This window comes from Bacillus sp. LM 4-2, from assembly GCF_000978495.1.
Lineage (GTDB): Bacteria > Bacillota > Bacilli > Bacillales > Bacillaceae > Bacillus > Bacillus subtilis.
This window is the reverse complement of record NZ_CP011101.1, coordinates 1,223,825-1,246,694: the sequence shown is the minus strand read 5'-3', so window position 1 is coordinate 1,246,694 and position 22,870 is coordinate 1,223,825. Positions and strand designations below refer to the sequence as shown.

30 protein-coding genes, 1 tRNA gene, 1 pseudogene and 1 riboswitch are annotated in these 22,870 nt (G+C 42.2%); of the genes and pseudogenes, 12 read left to right on the top strand and 20 right to left on the bottom strand.

Annotated features, from left to right (window positions below):
* Positions 1-97 precede the first annotated feature (97 nt).
* The 9 genes and pseudogenes from bslm_RS06325 to bslm_RS06295 form a co-directional block, all read right to left on the bottom strand.
* Positions 98-853: an SDR family oxidoreductase gene (locus bslm_RS06325; RefSeq protein WP_003245148.1), complete on the bottom strand. Its 756-nt coding sequence runs from the start codon at positions 851-853 to the stop codon at positions 98-100.
* Positions 854-1,089: 236 nt separating this feature from the next.
* Positions 1,090-1,407 carry a putative quinol monooxygenase gene (locus tag bslm_RS06320; RefSeq protein WP_010886486.1) on the bottom strand — a complete coding sequence of 106 codons (318 nt, stop codon included), beginning with the start codon at positions 1,405-1,407 and terminating at the stop codon, positions 1,090-1,092.
* Between the two features lie 191 nt (positions 1,408-1,598).
* Positions 1,599-2,108, bottom strand: a pseudogene (gene terS / locus bslm_RS06315) (phage terminase small subunit); the annotation flags it as partial.
* A 160-nt stretch (positions 2,109-2,268) separates the two neighbouring features.
* Entirely contained in the window at positions 2,269-2,553 is a 285-nt protein-coding gene (locus bslm_RS06310; protein WP_003245536.1) for a YjcQ family protein, read from the bottom strand.
* An 11-nt stretch (positions 2,554-2,564) separates the two neighbouring features.
* Positions 2,565-3,083: a hypothetical protein gene (locus bslm_RS06305; RefSeq protein WP_046380944.1), complete on the bottom strand. Its 519-nt coding sequence runs from the start codon at positions 3,081-3,083 to the stop codon at positions 2,565-2,567.
* A gap of 265 nt (positions 3,084-3,348) precedes the next feature.
* On the bottom strand, positions 3,349-3,810 hold the full coding sequence (locus bslm_RS06300; RefSeq protein ID WP_003245063.1) for a sigma-70 family RNA polymerase sigma factor: 462 nt from the start codon (positions 3,808-3,810) through the stop codon (positions 3,349-3,351).
* A gap of 36 nt (positions 3,811-3,846) precedes the next feature.
* Entirely contained in the window at positions 3,847-4,020 is a 174-nt protein-coding gene (locus bslm_RS20560) for a hypothetical protein (protein WP_003245022.1), read from the bottom strand.
* 15 nt (positions 4,021-4,035) lie between these two features.
* Positions 4,036-4,167 carry a hypothetical protein gene (locus tag bslm_RS20555; protein ID WP_009967026.1) on the bottom strand — a complete coding sequence of 44 codons (132 nt, stop codon included), beginning with the start codon at positions 4,165-4,167 and terminating at the stop codon, positions 4,036-4,038.
* A 152-nt stretch (positions 4,168-4,319) separates the two neighbouring features.
* Positions 4,320-4,640 carry a hypothetical protein gene (locus bslm_RS06295; RefSeq protein WP_009967025.1) on the bottom strand — a complete coding sequence of 107 codons (321 nt, stop codon included), beginning with the start codon at positions 4,638-4,640 and terminating at the stop codon, positions 4,320-4,322.
* 125 nt (positions 4,641-4,765) lie between these two features.
* On the opposite strand from bslm_RS06295, the gene bslm_RS06290 reads away from it, so the two are divergent.
* Complete coding sequence (locus tag bslm_RS06290) at positions 4,766-5,995, top strand: amidase domain-containing protein (RefSeq protein WP_046380943.1); 1,230 nt, start codon at positions 4,766-4,768, stop codon at positions 5,993-5,995.
* Positions 5,996-6,835: 840 nt separating this feature from the next.
* Here bslm_RS06290 and bslm_RS06285 read toward each other — a convergent pair.
* A tRNA-Val gene (locus bslm_RS06285) sits at positions 6,836-6,908 on the bottom strand.
* A 172-nt stretch (positions 6,909-7,080) separates the two neighbouring features.
* On the opposite strand from bslm_RS06285, the gene bslm_RS06280 reads away from it, so the two are divergent.
* Both bslm_RS06280 and bslm_RS06275 read left to right on the top strand, forming a co-directional pair.
* Positions 7,081-8,271, top strand: coding sequence for a DUF819 family protein (locus bslm_RS06280; protein ID WP_029726265.1), 1,191 nt, complete (start codon positions 7,081-7,083; stop codon positions 8,269-8,271).
* Between the two features lie 69 nt (positions 8,272-8,340).
* Positions 8,341-8,886 carry a GNAT family N-acetyltransferase gene (locus bslm_RS06275; protein ID WP_003232852.1) on the top strand — a complete coding sequence of 182 codons (546 nt, stop codon included), beginning with the start codon at positions 8,341-8,343 and terminating at the stop codon, positions 8,884-8,886.
* Between the two features lie 32 nt (positions 8,887-8,918).
* Here bslm_RS06275 and metC read toward each other — a convergent pair whose 3' ends face one another.
* Positions 8,919-10,091, bottom strand: coding sequence for a cystathionine beta-lyase (gene metC / locus bslm_RS06270; RefSeq protein ID WP_017695700.1), 1,173 nt, complete (start codon positions 10,089-10,091; stop codon positions 8,919-8,921).
* On the bottom strand, positions 10,084-11,205 hold the full coding sequence (gene metI / locus bslm_RS06265; RefSeq protein ID WP_003232857.1) for a cystathionine gamma-synthase/O-acetylhomoserine thiolyase: 1,122 nt from the start codon (positions 11,203-11,205) through the stop codon (positions 10,084-10,086). The genes metC and metI overlap by 8 nt, the downstream gene beginning before the upstream one ends.
* 67 nt (positions 11,206-11,272) lie before the next feature.
* A riboswitch (SAM riboswitch) is annotated at positions 11,273-11,393 on the bottom strand.
* 167 nt (positions 11,394-11,560) lie between these two features.
* Here metI and bslm_RS06260 point away from each other — a divergent pair.
* From bslm_RS06260 to bslm_RS06250, 3 genes are read left to right on the top strand one after another with little or no spacing between them, the layout of a single operon-like run.
* Positions 11,561-12,283, top strand: a complete 723-nt coding sequence (locus tag bslm_RS06260) for an esterase family protein (protein ID WP_003232859.1) — start codon at positions 11,561-11,563, stop codon at positions 12,281-12,283.
* A gap of 36 nt (positions 12,284-12,319) precedes the next feature.
* Entirely contained in the window at positions 12,320-12,835 is a 516-nt protein-coding gene (locus tag bslm_RS06255) for a YjcG family protein (RefSeq protein WP_003232861.1), read from the top strand.
* A 3-nt stretch (positions 12,836-12,838) separates the two neighbouring features.
* Positions 12,839-13,261, top strand: a complete 423-nt coding sequence (locus tag bslm_RS06250) for a GNAT family N-acetyltransferase (protein ID WP_003232863.1) — start codon at positions 12,839-12,841, stop codon at positions 13,259-13,261.
* Between the two features lie 72 nt (positions 13,262-13,333).
* Here the strand turns inward: bslm_RS06250 and bslm_RS06245 are convergent, their stop codons facing one another.
* A complete protein-coding gene (locus bslm_RS06245) occupies positions 13,334-13,588 on the bottom strand; it encodes a hypothetical protein (protein ID WP_003232866.1) in 255 nt (84 codons plus the stop codon).
* 116 nt (positions 13,589-13,704) lie between these two features.
* Between bslm_RS06245 and bslm_RS06240 the strand changes: the two genes are divergently transcribed.
* Positions 13,705-15,984: an ATP-dependent helicase gene (locus bslm_RS06240; RefSeq protein WP_032677401.1), complete on the top strand. Its 2,280-nt coding sequence runs from the start codon at positions 13,705-13,707 to the stop codon at positions 15,982-15,984.
* 73 nt (positions 15,985-16,057) lie between these two features.
* Here bslm_RS06240 and spoVIF read toward each other — a convergent pair whose 3' ends face one another.
* The 4 genes from spoVIF to yjcA all read right to left on the bottom strand — a co-directional run bounded on the left by spoVIF (position 16,058) and on the right by yjcA (position 17,518).
* The gene (spoVIF, locus tag bslm_RS06235; protein WP_003232870.1) at positions 16,058-16,312 is read right to left on the bottom strand and encodes a sporulation-specific transcription regulator SpoVIF; all 255 of its coding nucleotides are present in this window, start codon (positions 16,310-16,312) and stop codon (positions 16,058-16,060) included.
* A gap of 132 nt (positions 16,313-16,444) precedes the next feature.
* Positions 16,445-16,594, bottom strand: a complete 150-nt coding sequence (gene yjcZ / locus bslm_RS06230) for a sporulation protein YjcZ (protein WP_003232872.1) — start codon at positions 16,592-16,594, stop codon at positions 16,445-16,447.
* An 81-nt stretch (positions 16,595-16,675) separates the two neighbouring features.
* Positions 16,676-16,882, bottom strand: a complete 207-nt coding sequence (locus bslm_RS06225) for a hypothetical protein (protein WP_003232875.1) — start codon at positions 16,880-16,882, stop codon at positions 16,676-16,678.
* 279 nt (positions 16,883-17,161) lie between these two features.
* Positions 17,162-17,518, bottom strand: coding sequence for a sporulation protein YjcA (gene yjcA, locus bslm_RS06220; RefSeq protein WP_003232879.1), 357 nt, complete (start codon positions 17,516-17,518; stop codon positions 17,162-17,164).
* Positions 17,519-17,677: 159 nt separating this feature from the next.
* Here yjcA and cotV point away from each other — a divergent pair, with 159 nt between their 5' ends.
* The 5 genes from cotV to cotZ all read left to right on the top strand — a co-directional run bounded on the left by cotV (position 17,678) and on the right by cotZ (position 20,250).
* Positions 17,678-18,064, top strand: coding sequence for a spore coat protein CotV (cotV, locus tag bslm_RS06215; RefSeq protein WP_032677403.1), 387 nt, complete (start codon positions 17,678-17,680; stop codon positions 18,062-18,064).
* A 41-nt stretch (positions 18,065-18,105) separates the two neighbouring features.
* A complete protein-coding gene (gene cotW, locus bslm_RS06210; RefSeq protein WP_003232884.1) occupies positions 18,106-18,429 on the top strand; it encodes a spore coat protein CotW in 324 nt (107 codons plus the stop codon).
* Between the two features lie 94 nt (positions 18,430-18,523).
* A complete protein-coding gene (locus tag bslm_RS06205) occupies positions 18,524-19,033 on the top strand; it encodes a spore coat protein (RefSeq protein WP_003232886.1) in 510 nt (169 codons plus the stop codon).
* A gap of 151 nt (positions 19,034-19,184) precedes the next feature.
* A complete protein-coding gene (gene cotY / locus bslm_RS06200) occupies positions 19,185-19,673 on the top strand; it encodes a spore coat protein CotY (protein WP_014479465.1) in 489 nt (162 codons plus the stop codon).
* A gap of 127 nt (positions 19,674-19,800) precedes the next feature.
* Positions 19,801-20,250, top strand: a complete 450-nt coding sequence (gene cotZ, locus bslm_RS06195) for a spore coat protein CotZ (protein ID WP_014479464.1) — start codon at positions 19,801-19,803, stop codon at positions 20,248-20,250.
* 92 nt (positions 20,251-20,342) lie between these two features.
* Here cotZ and cotO read toward each other — a convergent pair whose 3' ends face one another.
* The 3 genes from cotO to thiD all read right to left on the bottom strand — a co-directional run bounded on the left by cotO (position 20,343) and on the right by thiD (position 22,854).
* Positions 20,343-21,026, bottom strand: a complete 684-nt coding sequence (gene cotO, locus bslm_RS06190; RefSeq protein WP_003232894.1) for a spore coat protein CotO — start codon at positions 21,024-21,026, stop codon at positions 20,343-20,345.
* A gap of 100 nt (positions 21,027-21,126) precedes the next feature.
* Positions 21,127-21,903, bottom strand: coding sequence for an enoyl-ACP reductase FabI (gene fabI / locus bslm_RS06185; RefSeq protein WP_046380942.1), 777 nt, complete (start codon positions 21,901-21,903; stop codon positions 21,127-21,129).
* A gap of 135 nt (positions 21,904-22,038) precedes the next feature.
* The gene (thiD, locus tag bslm_RS06180; RefSeq protein WP_046380941.1) at positions 22,039-22,854 is read right to left on the bottom strand and encodes a bifunctional hydroxymethylpyrimidine kinase/phosphomethylpyrimidine kinase; all 816 of its coding nucleotides are present in this window, start codon (positions 22,852-22,854) and stop codon (positions 22,039-22,041) included.
* Positions 22,855-22,870 lie beyond the last annotated feature (16 nt).

The window sequence follows — 22,870 nt, the reverse complement described above, 5'->3', positions numbered from 1 at the left end:
TCCCCCTCTAAAAAGAGAAGGGACCTTATTTTCGCTTCAAGTTTAGATTTAGTTTTGGGAATACATCATACATTGGTGTATACCGTGTTTCATTAGCTTAGCCCCGAATAAATCCACCTTCTGAATGAATAATTTGTCCAGTTATCCATTCAGCCTCATCACTTGCAAGAAAGGCAATCATTCGTGCTGCATCATCTGGTGTGCCAATACGCCCCATTGGAAATTTAGGTGAAAGAAAATTTCTTATTTCATCTGTCATCCATGTAGAATCTGTTGGACCTGGGTTTACGGCGTTAACAGTGATGCCCAATGGTGCAAGTTCTTGTGATAACGACCTAGTAAATGCAGAAATAGCTCCTTTAGTTGCTGCATACGCTAACTCCCCAGGCAAAGGACCTAAATCCTGCCCTGATGTCATATTGATGATTCTTCCTGATATTAAATTAGATTTTTTAAACCGACGGGCGAATTCAACACAAAGAAGAAAATTCGATCTCATATTAACCGCATAATGCTCATCAAGTGATTTAGCATCTAACGATACATAATTATCACTTGCGGAATGAGCTGCATTATTAATAAGGATGGAAGGATATCCTAATTTATCTGAAATTTTTTCATGTATTGTGAATGCAGCATGTGCATCTGATAAATCAATTTTCATTGCCTCACAGCGGACACCCATACGTAAAATTTCTTGTTGAAATTCTTCTATCCAGGCCGTATCAGAATTCCAGTGAGTAAAGAAGATATGTATACCCTGTGAGGCTAACTTACGACAAATAGCCGTACCAATATCCCCTTGACTGCTTGCTCCTGTAATTAGTGCAATTTTTTCTTGAGAATGACTCATTATTTTAACCTCCAATTTATAAGGAGTATCTCCATTATGATGGTAACAAGCTATCCAAATAATATAATCCATTAAATCAAACAGAGCTGACTTTGAATACATTTTAAAATCAGCTTAAAAAAACATTTTCGTCTCAAAAAATATTAAATAGAAAAAATAAGAGTTGGACAACAATTTACTACTTAGTCACAAGTGGCTGATACTAAGTCATTGAATGTCTCTTTTTAAAGAGCCTTTCAATCATTCACATTGCTTTTCATTAACCATTCTACTTCCGTTAATTCTTGTTTTTGAACGTCTATTGTGTGTTTTTTTGTGAAATGGATTTTCACAGCTTCTTCGTTTTCCCAAATCTCCCAAAGCATTATTTTACGTTCTGATGGCTCAAGCGGATAAGCATGGAATGTAATACAACCCTCTTCTTTGTTCGTTTCTTCCTCAAGTTTTTTGAATTCCTTCATTATCTCATTAAGGTCTTTATCACTGATGATTTTTAAACATGCCGTTATGTAATGCATCGAAATTCCCCCTCCCATCATTTTATGGCTTTTCATTATAACATTTTCTTGAAAAATAAATATAACTGCGACATTGATTGCTCGAGTTAATCAATCGCTGTATGTAAAGGATTTAAAAATTGAAATCAAATAAAAAACCTTCATTTTATAGGAAGGTTTAGAAGTTATATTATCAAGTTTGAAGGCAATCTGAAGCAATGTGAAATGTGTTAGGTGTTTGTTTCACTGTAAAGTCTGTAGCGAAACCACGTACTAAAACTAATGACAAGCCCATCTTCAATTTCGCTGACCTCAGATATGAGGGACCTTTTCTTTTTCAGCTCTTTGATCATTTCTTCCTTATCAGAAACGAACATGATCTTTTGCGCCCGAAGAATGGCCGCATATTGAATCTGTATCTGATCCCATATCATATCAGCTGGCGAACGCTCCTGAATCTCTTCCATGATTTCAAGCGTCTCTTCTGGCAAGAATTTAGAGAAAAAGCCGTGAGTCACAGCATTTTGATTCTTCTGTGGTGCGCCGCCATTGTTCCCTAATGCATTTTTGTTGCCCGGTTGCCCGCCTTTTTTTGTGTGCACACTTTTTTCAATGGGTGCACCCTTTTTCCTTTCCCAACCATGCCGCTGCTTCCACGATTTAATGGTGTTCACTGACACCCCGTATTTCTCGGCAAGGTCCTTGTATTTCATGCCTTTGACGTAATCCTTATACGCCTGAATGTGCTTTTCGGCCATCTACATTCACCGCCGCCCCCTTCTGATTCGTGTTGTTTTGGAAAAGATATTCCCTCTAAACCACCACCGTGCTCAAGCCGTTAACCGCCAATTGTCTATCCTGAGACTTACCGGAAGCAGTTTACAGGGAACAAAAAAAGCACCCCGCAGGATGCTCTTATTATTTAATCCAATCTTTAATCTCTTTAATGGTCTTATAGGCCTTAGACCATGTTCCATTCTCTTTCAAGTAGTTTTCACCTTTCTCTGTCAGTTCAGGTCCTAATTTGTATAAATGAGGTCTATCATCTGAATAATGGACCCCAATGATATACCCTTCGCGTTTTAAAAAGTTCACAGCATCATCAAATTGATCTTCAGTAACTCCAATATCGTTTTCTGACAAAGGGGTATTACCTTCAAAAATTTCTTTTAAGATTGCATACCTTAATTTATCCTTATTCATATTTTCTCCTTTCAGTCTTTAGATCTGTCTTTCACTTTTCTCTCTTTGACTTGTTCAAATATTTTCATAATAGAAATTGCTTGATTTCTATGTTTTCTTTCTACTGCAATTATCCAAACAATAGCAGCAATTGTACCAGCAGCAAAAGATAAAGCTCCCCAATGTTTTTCATAAAAATTAAAGAACATGGTGAGATATGCTGCAAATAAAGGGATAAAGGCTGGAACATATTTTGAATGATCATGGATAATATCTATATGAGAAAATCTCGATATAGCAAATTCTAAACATTCAATATCCAACTTATAAAGAAGAGATTGGAACCTTTTGTATTCTTCCTTATCATGACCAATTCGAGTTTTTTCAAGAAAGAAAGCAAGTAGCTCCTTTTTGTGATAAGTATAAATCGCATTTTCCAGTTCTTCTAAGTCCTCATTATTCTTCTCTTCAATATTTCGCTTTTCAATATTTCGCTTTTCAATATTTCGCTTTTCAATATTCTTCTTTTTATTATTTTTCTGTTTTTTCATTTTACAATTCACTCCCATTTTTAATATCGGGAATGAAAAGTTATCGATTAACAATTTGCAAAATTTGTCGAACGAATCTGTTGAAAAAAACATATTTTGTCGGGGATATTAACATGTACGCAATACTGCTGCTGTTTTATCACCGATTCACTATGTAAGACCTCCCAGTTGAGTTGATCCTCGCTTACCACTGGGAGGTTTTACTCATTGTATGAAATTGGTGGTGACGCAGGAATAATCCGCCGCGCCGATCCTGCCCCCCATTTTACACCGCCGATTTAAACGAATTCAAATATTGCAGAAAGTTGGCTTCTTTGACTTTATTGACGATGTTGCCGATTATGGCTGTTTTGATCTTTCTGATGGTATCCCGGGAGCAATCAAGGTGGTTTGCAATAGCAGTGTAGCTCATGCCTTCCATCATGCAATCGTAAACGATTCGGTGCTTTTCTTCTTCAATGTGTTCCATTGCATTGTCCAGGTAATGCACAATAGATTCATATTTGTGAAGCCGCCTTTCTCTTCGGTCCATCTGCCGCAATTCTGCCTGACTGACGCCTGCTGATCCCCTTGGCATGCCCGCTTCCTCCCCGTATGTTGCAGTGAGCTTTGTGCTAATAAAATCCACTTTGTTTAATACACGGTTGAGCCTTTTGATCTCCCGCAGCATGAATTTATAATCACGAATCCATTCCTCAATCTCCCATGCAATCATTTGATCTGTCATAGTGCTTTCCCTCCTGATAGTTAAATAGAGTAAGTGTCATTCCAGTTGTTTGCTTTTTGTTCTGCGATATATTGAGGGCCTCGATACCTCTTTCACGTTGATACTGAAGGTTTTGACCAAGAAGGCTTTCAACTCGTTATAGAGCTCTTCTTTGCCGCAAAAGATATTCACAAGCTTTCCGTTTTTATAAGCGAATCCGTTTTTCATCATCCTCAAACTCCCTTTTTACTTTCTGCGTTTATAAGCGCCGCCTTTGCCACGTCTGAGTGTTTGCATGTTAGTGTTCATCATTTGTTGCCAGAAACGATCTAAGCGCTCATGTTGCTTCTGTGATGGTTTCTTTTTGGACTGTTTCATGTCTAATTACTCCTTTCATAGCTAGTAATCGCGATAGACATCTGGTTAGTTGCGAAAAAAAACGGACACCGATCGAAGCACAAATTTCTCTGTAAAACGATCAGTGTCCGCAGGCTTTCCGTCTTGGACTTATTCAATTTTAAAATTTATTTTTACGGCCCTGTGCCACAACTTACTTCGTATTCACCATCTGATGATTTTTTCGAATAGCATAAGTGAGGAGTTTGCCCTGTTTCATCTTTCCAATCTAGCCAATTTACATAATAAAGATTCCCAGATTCATTGTCTCCTTCTCTTTTCTGGAGAACTGCAAAGTAGCTTTGGTAGGGATATCCTCTTTTATAAATTTCGTGTCTGATTGCTCCTTTTTCCGAAGAAGCTGTAAAGACAACAGGAGATAGAACTGGAAGTACTATCAATATAACAATAAGTGCTGCCAAGAGAGAAAGTATAATTTTAGTTTTCTTTTTCATTTTTTCCTCCGATACCTTTTTATGTATTTATTTTTATGTTATATTATTACATGTATTTTATGCCATATTTCAATTGGTGTAAATGATAAATATTACTTATATTTAGATTTTATTGGAGGTTTCGTATGAAAAAAGAATTACTTGCTTCACTAGTTTTATGTCTATCATTGTCACCATTAGTGTCAACAAATGAAGTTTTTGCAGCCACTACTAATAAAGAGACTAAAGAAAATGTTTCAATTACCAACGAGATTGGTTACGAAAAAGTTAAGGATATGTTAGAACAACAAAAATATGATTTTGAACACAACACTCCTTTAGCGCATCCTAAAGAGTCTAAATTGACTGATTCCGACGAAGGAGTCTTACTGTATTCTGCGTTAAGTAAAGTGGACAAACAAAAATTCCACGAGTTTACATACGATATAGACGATGTTAAGACTTCTGAAAAAAACAATAAGCTAATTGTTGAAGCTTATATTACTCGAAACTTTGTTTTTGGTGTTGAAAAAGTAACAACATCTCTGGGCGATAATATTAAACTTGAAATTCCCAAAACAACTTCTAATAAACAAAGTTCTCAATCAACAAATACTTCTAATCTAAGTTTCTCTCAAGTTAAAAATTCTTCTAATCAACTAAATGTAATACCATTGAGTAATTCTTCTAAGCAACTAAATGTAACACAATTAAATAATTCTTCTTCAACTCTACAATATGAAAATGATGAAGAATATTCTTCGGATGTTAAATTAGATGAATTTTTAAAAAATTATAAGCAAGAAGTGAAAAATGATGATAAAGAAGAAGTGAAAAGTGAAGATAAACCAGTAAGTATGAACTTCAATGCTGCTAACTCTAATCAACTAACTGTGACTGCAACATCTGTTAAAGGATATAGTGGTTACGCTGCAATGAAATATGCAGAAAAATATGCCTTAAAACCAAATAAAAACTATAAATATTATAAAGACAAAGATTGTACTAACTTTGTTTCCCAAGCATTAAGAGCTGGAAGAATGCCGTACTTTAAAGAATGGAAACCCTATACAGATGCTTGGGTTAATGCAGGAGCCTTTAGATTATACATTTTAAAAGCTGGCGGAATAAAAATGAAGACTGTTTCTGATACATATTCAAATGTAAAGCTTGGAGATGTATATCACTATGATTACCATAATAAAATAGGTCTTCGCTATGCTGATGGTTGGATGGATCATACGGCTATCGTAACGAGCCGAGCAAATATGAAACTTTATGTAAGTTATCATTCTACCAATAGACTTAATGTTCCTCGAGAATATGTTACTTCTAAGGAAGGCGGAAAACGGTATGTTTCTAGTATTCGCAATTAATAAATTGATACTAAATCGTTGATCATGCCTTCCGCTACTTAATAAGCTGTTGGGAAAGCAATCCCCTGATCTAGAGTGGTTCAGGGGATTTTTGTAATTTAAACGTGTTCCAACGCTCAGAAATTCCGTTCATTTGTTTTCCCTCTTCTCTCAATACATCAATATCTTTAAAGTAAACCGCAGCCGTAAATGAAATGATTGCCCCGATCAAAGCAAGGTTCGCTTTCATGTCCGGCCTGTAATCGTGTTGGAAATATATCCAGAATCAACATCCCATCAGCAGAAACAATATTCTAAGTGCCATCCAATCCCCCTAACTCAACTTACTAACAAAAAAACACCTTGGATGTTTTTGTATTCCATTTAATAATAAAGTTGTATTTTAAAAAAAGAAGTGCTTAAAATGAAATTGAAAAAGCTTTAACTGGTTTTGCATTATCCCTTGCTTTACTCGTTACTGTTGCTCCTGCTTTTGCTACAAGCCTTGCAAACCATAGCACAAATCACGAATCAGTATCACCCCAAGCAATTTATCAAGATTATTATAAAGGGGCTGATTCTAGAGCAGAATTTAAAAATACAATTGATGTTTTCAGTACAAAATTTCATTTAAAAGATGCATGGCTGAAGTGACGGTCTTGGACTGGCTATTCTCAATGAAGATTTAACAGAAATCCGATCTTCCGTTTGTTACTATTGAACTAATCAAGTAAGTTTGGAGGTAGTTTTTGGACTGCGGTCAATGAATTTCGCCAACAGTTCGCCAACAACTCACGAATTTGACGAACCGGCTTTATTAACGCAAAGTAAAAAACCCTTGCTACGCAAGGGTTTAAGCTATGATTCCGACTGGGCTCGAACCAGCGACCTCTACCCTGTCAAGGTAGCGCTCTCCCAGCTGAGCTACGGAATCATGATATGTATGTGTTGCTGGGTATGTTATTGTCTTTCTGACAAGTTCTATTATATAACCTTCCCTTCTATTCGTCAACTGCTTTTTTAGAAAAACTTTTTTTGGACTTGCTGTTCCGTTCCCCGGCTATTATAATATGTCTTAATTTTCCAACAATAGAGGTGATGGGGTTTTGCATTCTTTGATCTCTTCCGATGATGTTTGGGTATTATGGGGGTTTATTGCGGTGTGGGCGGCAGTGAGTATCGGGCTGGAGCAGCGCTTTAAGTGGGCTTCTGCTGTGTCGGGCGCTATTATTGCCCTTGCAGGTGCTATGGTGTTTACAAATGTAGGAGTGCTTCCTGTTGAGTCGCCTGTGTATGACACTGTGTGGTCTTATGTGGTACCACTGGCGATACCACTTTTATTGTTTCAGATCAATGTTAGGCAAATTTTTAAGGAAAGCAGGCGTTTGCTGTTTATTTTTCTGATTAGCTCCGTTGGAACAGTGCTTGGCAGTATCCTGGCTTTTTTTCTACTCAAACAGCATATTCCCTATCTCGATAAAATCGGCGGGATGATCAGCGCCTCTTATATCGGCGGCGGGGTCAACTTTGCGGCGATGGCGGCAAAATTTGAGACGCCTGGTGAATATGTGTCGGCTACCGTTGTGGCTGATAATTTTATGATGGCGCTTTTGTTTTTTATTTTAATCAGCATTCCTGCACTCAAATGGTTTCAGCGGCATTATGCCATGCCGTTTGAAGAGAAGGTAAAAGCCGATGGAAACAGCGGAAACAGTGCTGAAAGCTATTGGAAACGGAAGGATATTTCCTTAAAGGATATCGCATTTAATGCCGGTGCCGCTTTCGCACTTGTTGCGGTTAGTATGAAGGTTTCCGGTTATTTTAAAAGCATTTTTTCTCATCCCCTGCTGACCGGTACGCTTGGCGATCAGTACCTGGTGCTTACGTCTTTAACTGTTCTTATCATTTTTCTTTTCCCGCGTTTTTTTGAAAGGCTCAATGGATCTCAGGAACTTGGAACCTTTTTGATTTATTTGTTTTTTGTGGTGATCGGCATTCCTGCAGATCTCCGCTTAATCGTCACGAATGCGCCTCTTATTCTATTATTCGTGTTTATCATTGCGATCAGCAATTTAGCAGTTTCCTTAGCTGCCGGAAAATTGTTCCGCGTGCGGCTTGAAGAAATTCTGCTCGCCGTCAACGCTACTGTCGGGGGACCGACGACTGCGGCTGCGATGGCAATTGCCAAGGGATGGCGGGAGCTTGTCGCCCCGATCATGCTTGTCGGTACGCTCGGCTACTTAATCGGCAACTATGTTGGCACTTTTATTGGAAATTGGTTTTCTTCCTTCTTATAAAAAGGATATTTGCATTTCCCTGAGAATAATGTAAGAGGAAAGCTGACACGAGAACGGAGAGATCACTGTATGTTAAAAGGAAAAACCATTTATGTTAGACCTTTAGAAGTAACGGATGCCGAAGAAAATCTGCGGCTGCAAAGCGAAAATCGGGATTTTTTCGAACAGTTTTCTATGATACGCGCAGACGATTACTATACGGTTGAGGGGCAAAGAAAACGGATAACCGAGTATCAGGAAAGACTTGAGAAAGATGAAGAATATCATTTTGGCATCTTTACAGCGTCAGACGATAGATTAATCGGGACGGTTTCGCTCTTTCAAATCATCCGTGGCGCGTTGCAAACTGCGTTCATCGGGTATTTTTTAGACAAAGCCCATAATGGAAAGGGCATTATGACAGAGGCAGTCAGATTGGTTGTTGATTATGCGTTCCACGAATTGAAACTGCATCGGATTGAAGCCGGTGTGATGCCCCGTAATCTCGGGTCCATGCGTGTTTTAGAAAAAGCGGGATTTCATAAAGAAGGCATCGCCCGAAAAAATGTAAAAATTAATGGCGTTTGGGAGGATCATCAAGTCCTCGCGATTCTGAATCCTGATGACGAACAATAATAAAAGAAGCCGGGCCATCCCCGGCTTCTTTTTTAACGAACCGCAACTGGAGCAATTTCTTTCAGCGCTTGTTCGAAATCGTGTTCTAAATCGTCTGCATGTTCGACGCCCACACTCAGACGGAGCAGGCCATCAGTGATACCGCGTTTTTCACGCTCTTCCTTAGGCATTGCCGCGTGAGACATCGTTGCCGGATAGGACAAAATCGATTCCACGGCACCAAGGCTGACAGCGAAGACCGGCAGTGACACATTCTCGACTAACTTCTTAACGGCCTCTTTGCTTTCAAGCTCAAAAGATAGTACGGCGCCCGCTCCCGTTGACTGGCTTTTATGGGTTTCAGCGCCGGGATGATCAGCCAGTCCCGGATAATACACGCGCTTCACCGCCGGATGCTTCTGGAAAAATTCCGCAAGCCGCTGGGCTGTTTGACTCGCTTTCTCTAAACGGACCTGCAATGTTTTTAATCCGCGCAGGACAAGCCAGCAATCCTGTACGCCAAGGACGGCGCCGAACGCGTTTTGCAGCTTATACAGCTGCTTCCCAAGCTCTTTATCTTTGACAGCAGCCAAACCTGAGAGCACATCGCTGTGTCCGCTTAAGAATTTTGTCGCGCTGTGAAGTACAATATCCACGCCGAGGTCAAGCGGTCGCTGCAGTGCCGGTGTCATGAATGTATTGTCCAGAAAGGTCAGACAGCCGTTTTCTTTTGCAAGCTGAACAACCGCTTTAATATCCGTAATCCCAAGTGTCGGATTTGACGGTGTCTCCATATAAATGACCTTTGTGTTCGGCTTGATGCTCCGCGCCACTTCATTACGATCCGTCATGTCGACAAACGTATGCTCAATGCCAAACCGGGTCAGCACCTCTGTCACCATACGGAAGGTTCCGCCGTATACATCTTCTGTCACAAGAACGTGATCACCCTGTGACAGCAGTAAAAATGCTGTTGAGATGGCAGCCATGCCTGAACTGAAAGCAAATCCTCTTGTTCCGCCTTCCAATGCGGCAATTGTTTCTTCGAGAGCTGTTCTTGTCGGCGTGCCAGAGCGGCTGTAATCATATGCCCCGAACTCTTCAAATGAAGATTGGTGAAAAGTCGAGGCGTGCTGAATCGGTACACTGACCGCCCCGGTTCCGCCGTCTGTTTTAAATGGATTGTGCACGAGCTGGGTTTCCAGCGTCCAATTGTGTTTACTCAAATGAAACAGCTCCCTCTTTGACCTGACATAATGCCTGTTTTAGATCCTCTTTTAAATCTTCCGCATGTTCAATACCGACAGAAAAGCGCAGCAACCGATTGCACACCCCGTTTGCGATGCGGATCTCTTCAGGAATATCCATGTGCGTCTGGGTCGCAGGGTATGTAATAAAGCTTTCCACCCCGCCGAGGCTTTCTGCAAAACAAATGGTCTTCAGTGCTTTTAAAAACGGATTGACCCATTCTTCTTTTTGCAGACGAAAGGACAGCATGCCGCCTTTTCCGGGATACAGCACATCCGAAATTTCTTCCTGCTCTTCTAAAAACGCCGCAAGCTCCTGCGCGTTTGCCTGATGCTGACGCATTCTGAGGCTCAGCGTCTTCATTCCTCTCATCAGAAGCCACGAATCAAATGGCGGCAGGACGGCACCGATCGCATTTTGATGCTGAAACATTTCCTCTCCGAGCCGCTCATCCTTCACCACGACAAGTCCAGCAAGCAGATCGTTATGCCCGCCTAAATACTTGGTTGCGCTGTGAATGACAATGTCAGCTCCCAGCTCAAGCGGCCGCTGCAAGACCGGTGTATAAAATGTATTATCTACGATCAGCAGAAGACCGTGCTCCTTTGTAATCCGGGCAATATGTTCAATGTCCGCCTCCTGCATGAGGGGGTTTGTCGGCGTTTCCACAAACACCGCTTTTGTATTCGGCGTAATCTTAGAGCGTAAACAGTCCTCATCGCTGAAATCATCATAATGAAAAGTCAATCCGTATTTTTTCCATTCATTTTCAAATAAACGGTACGTGCCGCCATATAGGTCCGATGAAACGATCAGTTCATCTCCGCTTTTAAACAGCGCCATAATCGTTTGGATAGCAGCCATTCCCGAACTAAAAGCAAGCCCTCTCGCGCCGTTTTCTAAGTTAGCGATGGCGTCCTCAACAAGCTGGCGTGTCGGATTTTTTGTGCGGACATAATCAAATCCGGTAGATTCTCCGATCCCTCTGTGGCGGTATGCTGTTGATAAATAGATAGGAGCACTCACTGTTCCCGTGACTTCATCGCTACGGTTCCCAATTTGGGCTAATTTCGTTTCAACGTGCTGTGACATATAGCTGACACCTTCCCTTTTCAAAATAAAAACCCCTTCTTCATAAGAAGAAGGGGTTTAACGCTTCTTCTTATCTTCCAAGCATAAAAAACGCTTGCTGGATTTAGCACCTTGGCGCTTTGCACATGCAAAACAAGCCGGTTGCTGAGGTTTCTAAGGGCCAGTCCCTCCACCTCTCACGATAAGAAATATCGATTTCAATTTTCTGATTGTTTTATATTAGCGCAATTCACAGTTTATTTCAACACTTTTTTCTTCGTGTGCCGAACCGTTTAAAGAGAGAAATTTCTAATAATTCATGGTACAATAATTGAAAATGCAAGAAAGTATAGTGATGTCCTGGAGGAATGTTTTTATGGCACCGAAAAACGGCACAGTGCAAGAAAAGAAATTCTTTTCAAAAGAGCTTAACGAGGAAATGACCTTGCTTGTTTACCTGCCGTCCAACTACTCCCCGCTTTATAAATACCATGTTATTATCGCGCAGGACGGCCACGATTATTTCAGGCTGGGGAGGATCGGCAGACAGGTTGAGGAATTGCTGTCGAAACGCGAAATAGACCGGAGCATTATTATCGGTGTTCCTTATAAGGATGTAAAAGAGCGCAGAAACACTTATCATCCGGAGGGTTCAAAATTTTCGGCTTATAAACGGTTCATCGCCCATGAGCTCGTTCCTTTTGCAGATGATGAGTATCCAACCTATCAGATCGGTTACGGCCGAACGCTGATCGGTGATTCACTCGGAGCGACCGTGTCACTTATGACAGCGCTTGATTATCCGAATATGTTTGGCAACATCATCATGCAGTCTCCCTATGTTGACAAACACGTACTAGAAGCCGTGAAACAGTCAGGCGATATCAAACACCTCTCTATTTATCACCAAATCGGAACAAAAGAAACTGACGTCCACACGACAGACGGGAACATTCTGGACTTTACAGAACCGAACCAGGAGCTGAAGCAGCTGCTGGAGAAGAAGCTTTCCGATTATGATTTCGAGCCATTTGACGGAGACCACAAATGGACATACTGGCAGCCGCTCATCACCCCGGCGCTGAAAAAAATGCTTTAACACTCTATCATACTTTATTTCCAGGAGGGACATAATATGAAATACGGAATCGTTTTATTTCCATCAAAAAAGCTCCAAGACCTTGCAAACTCTTACAGAAAGCGCTATGACCCAAGCTACTCTCTGATCCCGCCTCATTTGACGCTGAGAGCATCCTTTGAATGCGCGGAGGAGAAAGCGGATCAGCTCGTATCACATTTAAGAAACATCGCAAAAGAGTCCCACCCACTCGTTCTCAAAATGACAAAATACAGCTCATTTGCGCCTGTCAATAATGTCATTTACATCAAAGCAGAACCGACGGAAGAGTTAAAAACACTCAATGAAAAGCTATACACCGGTGTGTTGGCAGGAGAACAGGAATATAATTTCGTTCCGCATGTGACGGTCGGCCAAAACCTTTCCGACGATGAGCATTCAGATGTGCTGGGACAATTAAAAATGCAGGAAGTGTCGCATGAAGAAATCGTTGACCGTTTCCACTTGCTTTACCAGTTGGAAAACGGATCGTGGACAGTATATGAAACCTTCTTGCTAGGCAGAGGAGAATAATGTTTGAAAGCAGTTATCGCAAAAAATGAAGAACAACTGAAAGATGCATTCTATGTAAGAGAAGAAGTCTTTGTCAAAGAACAAAACGTGCCTGCTGAAGAAGAAATTGACGAACTTGAAAATGAGTCAGAGCATATCGTCGTGTATGACGGTGAAAAGCCTGTCGGTGCCGGAAGATGGCGCATGAAGGACGGCTACGGCAAGTTAGAGCGGATTTGCGTACTGAAAAGCCACCGCTCAGCCGGTGTCGGCGGCATCATTATGAAAGCGCTCGAAAAAGCCGCGGCAGACGGAGGCGCTTCCGGTTTCATTTTAAACGCGCAAACACAGGCTGTGCCGTTTTACAAGAAACACGGGTATCGCGTGCTTTCTGAAAAAGAATTCCTCGATGCCGGCATTCCGCACTTACAAATGTTGAAGGACTGAACGCATCCGGATCTTTTGAGATCCGGATTTTTACTGCATATAAAAAAACCGTTCTCTCGTATGAACGGTTTTTTATACATATCGATTAATATATGTGCCCATTCCTTTTTCTCGCAACCTCTTATAAAGAGAGCGCTTACGTTTCATCTCGTTTACTTTTCTTTCAGCTGCCGTTTGATTCTCCTGCTGCTTTTCCAGTTCTTTGTATACCCGCTGAAACGGGACATAGCTGATTTTTTCGGTTCCGGCATAATCCTGCTTATGTCCAATCGTTCTATTAGCATATTGAGCGTATTGCTGGTTCTGAATTTGACCTGCATATATCATACAATACCCACCCCTCTGCTGTCTCTTTTCCCTTAAACTTACTTTTTGAAACACATTTCTTTTGATATGATAGTCATTGTCTGTAATGAACACCTTTTGATTGGGAGGACCCCTTTTTGAAATGCGCCCGACTGAATGATAGAATCATACATTTACATACATATTCGAGAGAACATTATCAATTCCTCTTTGAAGAGGGAATAAAAGGACATTTATTTTGTTCTCATTGCGGAAAGCCCGTTTTGTTACGGCTTAACATCGCCGATCCGCCAGAGTTTATCCATCGCCAGCCAGGCGATTTTCCGGCATGTGAGGAGGCGTGCGAACCGAAGCCCTCTAAAGAGGGGAAAAAAGAAGATGATCAGGAATCTGGTGTCATTCGTTTACCCAAGGGAAAAGCGATCGCCGCTGACCCGTCCCCAGCTGTTACAGAATGGCACCGTCCTAGAAGCATTAAACCAGGAACACCATTTGTGCCAAAAACAATAGAACCCGATACGAGCCTTTTTCCGTCTGTCGGTTTAAACACGGATCAGCTGAAAGCTGTCACGGAAACAGAGGGCCCGCTGCTCGTGCTTGCAGGTGCGGGGAGCGGAAAAACACGGGTGCTGACAGCCCGTGCCGCCCACATGATCGAACACTTAGGCATACCGCCTGAAAATATGCTGCTTGTCACCTTTACAACAAAAGCTGTCGCTGAAATGAAAGAGCGTATGGCGAACCAGTACGGATTACAGCCGGCAAAAGTCAGAAGACTTGTGACAGGAACATTCCACAGTCTGTTTTATAAGATCTTGTATCACTCTAATTCTGCTAAATGGAACGGTGAGCATCTGCTGAAAATGGAGTGGCAGCGGGAACAATATATCAAAAAAGCACTCTATGAAGAAGGCATCGATGAGAAAGAATTCCCAGTTGACCAAGCTCTGCAGCAGATCGGTTTTTGGAAAAACACTTATGTCCCAAATGAACGCATCCCTCTAAAAGATGAGTGGGAAAAACAAGTTTATCGTTTATATGAACATTATGAACGCCAGAAAAAAGAACACAGCCAATTTGATTTTGATGACATGGCTTCAGCCTGCTATGAATTGTTTATCGAGCGGCCTGACCTTCTGGAACAATATCAATCTCGGTTTACGTATATCTTAATTGATGAGTTTCAGGACATTAATCCGGTTCAATACAAAATCATGCAAATGCTCGCCAGTCCGGAGCAAAACCTGTGCTGTGTCGGAGACGATGACCAGTCCATCTACGCGTTTCGCGGAAGCAATCCGTCTTTCATTCTTGATTTTCAAAAGGATTATCCGGGAGCGAAGACGATCTATTTAACTGCGAACTACAGGTCTACGCACCCGATCGTCTCTAGTGCTGATATCGTTGTGAAAAAGAACAAAAACAGATATGCCAAAACGCTTGAAGCGGCCCGCGATGACATTCAGGTCCCTGTGCTGTTTTATCCTTATGATGAAGAGGAAGAAGCCACAATGGTCGTTTCCGATATCAAAGAAAAAATTCAAAATGGAGCCATTCCAGAAGACTTTGCGGTTCTTTACCGCACAAACAGCGGAGGCCGTGCTATTTATGAAAGGCTTCATCAATCGTCAATTCCGTATACAGCTGACCGCGGCGTCCAATCGTTTTACAGCAGACGGATCGTCCGCCAGATTCTCGCCTACTTGTATGCCAGCCAAAATGAGGATGACACCGAGGCGATTAAACACTTGCTTCCCGCCTTGTTTTTAAAACAGTCCGCTTTGAATACGCTGAAGGCCCTCTCGATTACAGAGGACTGTACCATGATCAAAGCGCTGGCCAAATTGCCTGATCTGAAGCCATTCCAGCTGGACAAAATCAAGAAAATCGTACCGTTTTTCGCAAGCCTCCGCACAATGAAACCCGTAGAAGCCATCACCTTTGCAGAAGGAAAAATGGGCTTCTCCGAGTATTTAAAAAAGCGGGGCAATGAGGGCAACAAGCTGGAAAAAGGTTCCGATGACCTGCGCGACATCAAGGTTGTCGCCAAGAAGTTCAAAACGATTCCTGACTTTCTTGCCCACGTAGACCATATGAGGGCCGCTGAGAAAAACAGAACGGATGAACATGGCGTTCAGCTGATGACCATTCACCGGTCAAAAGGCCTTGAATTCAAAACAGTCTACGTGTTAGGCACTGTAGACGGCTCGATTCCGCACGATTTCTCATTAGAAACGGCAAGAAAAGGAGACGAGGCCGCTCTTGAGGAGGAAAGACGCCTTTTATATGTAGCCATGACCCGGGCGAAACAGCATTTATATTTGTCTTGCCCCGCTAACAGGCGCGGCAAAACAGCCAACCGCTCAAGATTTTTGTATCCCCTGCTACAAAAAGCAAGACAGCCCTTGCATCATTAACAGCCCGGCAGATTACTGCCGGGTTTTTACTGTAAAAAAAGGCCCGCTGCAGTGAGTCAGCCAGGCCATCCACTTATTTATTATCCATCATTTTAGAAATCGTGCCAAAATCAAGCTTTTCTTTTCCGCTTGTAATAGATTCCACAATTTTATCTTCTAATTCTTTTGGCACGCGTCTGTTTGCCATCTGCGCTACGCGGTTAATCACACTGCGAACTGTATTTTCATCTTTAAAATTAGCGTTTTGGAGTGATCCGGCAAGATTCATTACATCCTGCATCTTCACACCTGTTTTCTTTTCGATGTTCTTAAAAAATTGATTATCCATAATGCGCCTCCTTTTGGCGGAGTAATACGGTATTGTATGAATGCACATAATACAATGTGCTTTTCCAACATTTTTAAAAATAAACACAAGGCAAGGAAGCACGGGTTATAACCCGTACTTCCTCAATACATCTTAAAAGAAAGATGCACCTACGATGATGAGGAGAATGAATAATACGACCAACAAAACAAATGTTGAACCATAGCCGCCGCCGTAACCGCCAGCATAACCGCCATAACAGCCGCCGCCGTAGCCGCCGCCGAATCCGTATCCAAAGCCCATAGATAAGCACCTCCTTTACTCTCTATACACTATGTGAGCTGATTGGATCGGCTTGGATATTCGCATAGGGCGTTTGCGGATTTACGATTGATCATATTGAGCTTGATGTTTTTTAAGTAAGGCCTCCGTTTTTTCAGCCAGCTCTTCAATCTCATCTTCAAATTCCAGACCGGCTTTATCAAATGCATCCAAGTCTTTTCTGATGCGGCCCATCGTGTCTTCATGCTTTTTTTGCTTTTGTTCGTGTGGTTCATATCTTCCTTCTATCCATTTTTCAAACTCATTCACTTTTATCCCCCCGCTTATGATATATGCTGAGCAAGGCCGCCCGGTTAAAAAACAAAAAACCGGAGTTCTCCGGTTTCTTTGCCAGGCTATTGAGGCTTTTTCTTTTTATTTCCGCACCCGCAGCCTTTCTTTTTTATCTTTTTTGATTGATACGATGAATCTGTATATGGAGATTTTTGGGAAGGTTTATTGAATTGATTCATTTTGTTCCCTTCCTTTCCTTATGTCATATATGCTACTTTATGCTGATGCTAGTGAAAAGTTGCTGGTGGTAACGCCTCATTCTTGCAGCCATTTTGATACGAGCGTTTCTATGATGCCAGCAAGGCCGGCGATCGCCAAAAGTAAAATCAGCCACTGCGCCGCTTGCGGGATCAACGCCTGGCATAAAATCAAAAAGCCGGCGCACCACACGCCAGTGCACCAATAGCAGCTCAGCAATTCACCAATAAACGCCCTGACACCGGTTCCCTTAATCACGATATAGGTTTGAATATTCCCGTCCGCATCCTTTTCTTCCTTCTCTTCATGAAACAGACTGCGAAGCGGCGCCATAATCGTGTCAAACACCAGCAGGCGGGCGAGCCGAAAGACCGCAAGCGATAGAAGAACAATTGTCAGCCCATTTATAACCACTCGTTCACTCCTTTGCCAATCATGATCCCTTCACATATATGCGAAAACCCTATTCTTCATGAATTGTATCTTGTCCGGCAGAAAATTGGTTATTTTTATTATTCCGCTCGGCACCCCATTTGCATTATATAGAGTATGGATAAGAAAGGAGTGAAGGTTATGTCATTTGAAGAAAAAGTCGAATCCCTGCACCCTGCAATATTTGAGCAATTATCAAGCGAATTCGAACAGCAGATCGAAGTGATTGATTGCGAAAATATCACAATAGATACGTCACATGTAACAGCTGCCCTTTCTATACAAGCCTTTGTGACAACTATGATTATCCTGGCGACTCAGCTCGTCATCGCTGACGAGGATTTGGCTGACGCAGTGGCAAGTGAAATTCTTATTCTCGATAGCTCCCAAATCAAAAAAAGAACCATCATTAAAATTATCAACAGCCGAAACATCAAAATTACTTTGTCTGCCGACGAGATAATAACCTTTGTACAAATCTTGCTTCAGGTGTTAAACAGCATTCTCAATGAACTTGACGTCCTTTAACCCTTTCTTTTTCACAAACTTAAAAGACGAGGTGAAAACAAATGTCAGATAAAGATAAGATCAAAGAAGAGCTTGAAAAACTTCCAGAAGCTGATCCGATGACGAAAATGCTGGTCCAAAATATATTTTCTAAACATGGTGTCACAAAAGACAAAATGAAAAAAGTTTCAGACGAAGAAAAAGAAATGCTTTTAAATCTTGTAAAAGACTTACAAGCTAAATCACAAGCATTAATAGATAGCCAAAAGAAGAAAAAAGAAGAAGCATCCGTGCAAGAGCAAAGGAACGAAAAGCCTCTCAGCCGCAGAGAGCAATTAATTGAACAGCTCAGACAAAGACGGCAAAACAATAACAACTCAAATTAATTATAAAAAATAGGGCAATTCATCATGATATATGACTCAGTCAAAGTAAGAGGCTCGCTCATTTAATAACAGTAAAAGAAAAGGAGGAATAGATATGGAAAGCAGACCATATTCTTGGGTTGCACTTGATCCTGACTGTGACCATCCGTTAGACGAAAAAGATAAAAAAGAAGAAAGAAAATGCAATTGCGATATTTGCTGCAATGGTAACGGGTTTTTTGGCAATGACAATGCCTTAATTGACCAAAATCTGGCTCAGGCAAATCTCAACAAACAGATCTCCGATGAGACAATTATTATCAGAGACTCATGTGACATTAACGTTTCATCTACAGACGTTCAAGCAATAACTTCAGTTTTAACAGCGCTAAATTCAGCAACCGTAATATTAACTCTCACATCCATTGCAGATGGCGTAATTGCAGAATTAGTTGCACAAGATTTATTACAGATTGCATCTAACAAACAAGTAAATCGCCAAAAACTTCTTATCGAATGTTCTCGCGGTGTAAATGTCACAACAGTAGATGCCGATATTGCAACAGTTGTTTCTACAGCAGTAAACCTCTTAGTCGCCCTCTTAACAATCACTCTTGTCCTTTAGAACCTAAAAGCAGAGCTAAAAACGCTCTGCTTTTTCTTATTTTCCAAGCATATGATGAATATATAGACGTTCACCCACACCAAGTGGGGCACGGGTACATATGTTGTTAAGGACTAAAGTCAAATACCCTATAAAGAAGGAGCTGAAATCAATGAGCTGCGGAAAAACCCATGGCCGGCATGAGAACTGTGTATGCGATGCAGTGGAAAAGATTTTAGCAGAGCAGGAGGCAGTTGAGGAACAGTGTCCGACTGGCTGCTATACAAACCTTTTGAATCCGACAATTGCAGGTAAAGACACAATTCCGTTTCTCTTGTTTGATAAAAAAGGCGGATTGTTCTCCACATTCGGAAACGTGGGGGGATTTGTGGATGATATGCAATGCTTTGAATCCATTTTCTTCCGCGTTGAAAAATTATGTGATTGCTGTGCAACACTGTCTATTTTACGCCCTGTCGATGTCAAAGGCGATACCTTAAGTGTTTGCCACCCTTGCGACCCGGATTTCTTCGGGCTAGAAAAAACAGATTTCTGCATTGAAGTGGATCTCGGATGCTTCTGCGCGATTCAGTGCCTGTCACCAGAGCTAGTTGACAGAACATCGCCTCACAAAGATAAAAAGCATCATCACAATGGATAAACACTTGTAAAGAGGAATCCCCTTCCAAACTCTATTACAGGTGCAAATCATTCAGCTGCTTCCAGCGTGAGGCAGCTGACTCTCCATCATTTCGCCAGTCTCAAATTTATAAGGCAGGAGGGATAATATGAGCCAGAAAACATCAAGCTGCGTGCGTGAAGCTGTAGAAAATATTGAAGATCTGCAAAACGCTGTTGAAGAAGACTGCCCGACCGGCTGCCACTCTAAGCTTTTATCTGTAAGCCATTCGTTAGGCGACACAGTGCCTTTTGCAATATTTACATCAAAATCAACGCCATTAGTCGCCTTCGGAAATGTCGGCGAACTCGATAACGGCCCTTGCTTTAATACAGTATTTTTCAGGGTCGAAAGAGTGCATGGAAGCTGCGCAACACTGTCATTATTAATCGCATTTGACGAACACAAACACATTTTGGACTTCACCGATAAAGATACGGTGTGTGAAGTGTTCCGACTCGAAAAAACGAACTACTGTATTGAAGTTGACTTAGACTGCTTCTGCGCAATCAACTGCTTAAATCCTCGATTAATCAATCGTACACATCATCAGCATTAATCATAAGCTGGAAAAGCTTGCAAGCCTGCAGGCTTTTCTCTATGTAAAAAAGCTGCCCGGCAACATCAGCCGGGCAGCTTTTTTCTTTTTCGTTAAAAACCGAGCGGGTGCAAAGAGGTAATATCATCGATTGCCAGTTCGGTTGGGGCTCCGTTTCCGGTTGTTCGAAGCAGGACGGAATCATTTCTTCTTCCGACAATCACGCCCCTGTACGTTCTTCCATTGGCTTCAATCAAACAAAGCGCTCTCGGCATGTTATGAGGCAGCTTTGTTAAAAAATCAATTTTTTCGTGGATCGTCATCTTGCTCATCGGTTTTTTCACTTTTCGTGCCGGCGGTGCTTTTTCCTCCGCTTTATCAGCACTATGGACAGCTTCCGGTTCTTTCTCAGGCTTCCGGGTCTCAAGTGCAGGCTCTTCCTTTTTTTCTGCTTTCGGGGGCTCGTGTTCGACGGTTTCTTCTACGGCCTGCGGCTCTGCTTTCTGTTCCTCCTGGCTTTTTATGTTCTCTGGTTCTCTCACCTCTTGAGTTTGCTGACTCACTGGTTCGGCTGCAGGCTTTTGGTCTTCTTGCAGGACATCCTGTGCCACAGCTTCCTCCTGCTGCTTCTCATGGTAAGCCGGCTTTTCCTCAGCTTTTGGCGGAGCGGGTTTGTCGGCCTTTCTTTTGATGACAATCTCCTGCATGGATGACCTTGTAGTTTCTGCATAATCCGGCTGAACAATATACATGAGCGGTTTTTTATCCGCGTTTCTTTTCTTATTAGACATCTTCATCCCTCCGATTGTGTCATATTCTATCTATATGACAGAAAGCTGAAAATCAGAAGAAATAAAAAAGCAATCCCTATTCGGGATTGCTTGAAATAGATCCTGCTTAGCGGGCAGTGATATGGAAACCTGAATCAACGTGAAGATTTTCACCCGTAATCCCGCGGGACATATCGCTGAACAAGAACGCAGCTGTATCGCCCACTTCTTCAGGTGTTGTCGTGCGGCGAAGCGGTGCACGCTCTTCGATGTCTTTTAAGATAGAGTTGAAATCGCTGATGCCTTTAGCAGATAATGTTCTGATCGGGCCGGCAGAAATGCTGTTAACGCGGATATTTTCTTTTCCTAAGTCAGCAGCTAAATATTTCACACTTGCATCAAGAGAAGCTTTTGCTACACCCATGACGTTGTAGTTTGGCATCACAAGCTCTCCGCCAAGGTACGTCAAAGTGACAATGCTTCCGCCTTCAGTCATCATCGGACGTGCCGCTTTGACAACAGCAGTCAGAGAATATGAGCTGATGTTATGAGCCAAAAGGAAGCCGTCACGATTTGTGTTTAAGTATTCGCCCACAAGCTCTTCTTTGTTGGCAAACGCGATACAATGCGCGATACCGTGGATTACACCGACCTGCTCCTTAATGCTTGCGAAGCAAGTTTCGATTTCTGTGTCGTTTGTAACATCGCAAGGAAGGATGATGGAGTCGTTGCGGTCTAATGTTCCGGCAAGCTCGTGAACGGATTTCTCCAGGCGTTCACCAGCGTATGTGAAAATCAAACGTGCACCCGCTTCATGTAAAGAACGCGCAATGCCCCAGGCGATGCTGCGTTTGTTGGCTACCCCCATCACAACAATGTTGCGGCCTTCAAGTGAAAAATTCATATGTATAAAGCCTCCTATATTTAATAAAGACATAGTATTAGTACCTGATCTTAATTCCTATCATATCATAACCTTGTCCAGATGAAAAGCGCATACCGTAGCAAACGCAAAAGAGATCACCATCAGCTGGTGATCTCATCGGCTTGTATTTAAGCTGTTTCGTTTAAAAGCGAAATGGTTTGTCGGCCCGTGTCCCGATCCGATGCCGAGCGTATTTTCCACCGCTTCGCGGACAAAGTTGGCCGCAATCTCAAATGCCTGATGGATGCTGTCTCCTTTAGCCGTTTGGGCCGTTAAAGCCGCAGCAAAGGTGCAGCCTGTGCCATGCGTATGCTTCGTATTGATATAAGGATGGGTGATTTGCATAAATATGCTGCCATCAAAAAGAAGGTCAGTAATGTGATTGTCTTCAGGCTGGTGCCCGCCTTTGATAATGACATGCTGCGCACCCATCTTGACGAGCTGCTCGGCTGCTTTTTTCCGGTCATCCAGCGAGCTGATTGTCATTCCTGTCAGCGTTTCTGCTTCCGGGACATTCGGCGTAATCGCGTAGCTTCTTGGAATGAGCAACTCCTTTAAGGTGGCAACTGACTCATCACGCAGCAAGGATGCCCCGCCCTTTGCGATCATAACCGGATCAACAATTACACGATTGAATCCGTGCTCGTCAATTTTTCTTGCCACTTCTTCAATCATGTCGGCATTCCAGAGCATTCCCGTTTTGACTGCATCCGGTCTCAAATCCTCAGCAACAGCGTCAATTTGCTGTCTCAACGCCTCTACAGTCAGCGGATGCACCCCATGAACGCCAAGCGTATTTTGAGCGGTTACCGCTGTAATCGCAGACATTCCGAATACATCAAGCTCTTGAAAGGTTTTAATATCAGCTTGTATCCCTGCGCCGCCGCCTGAATCTGATCCGGCGATTGTCAATGCTTTATATATACTCATTACACTACACTCCTTT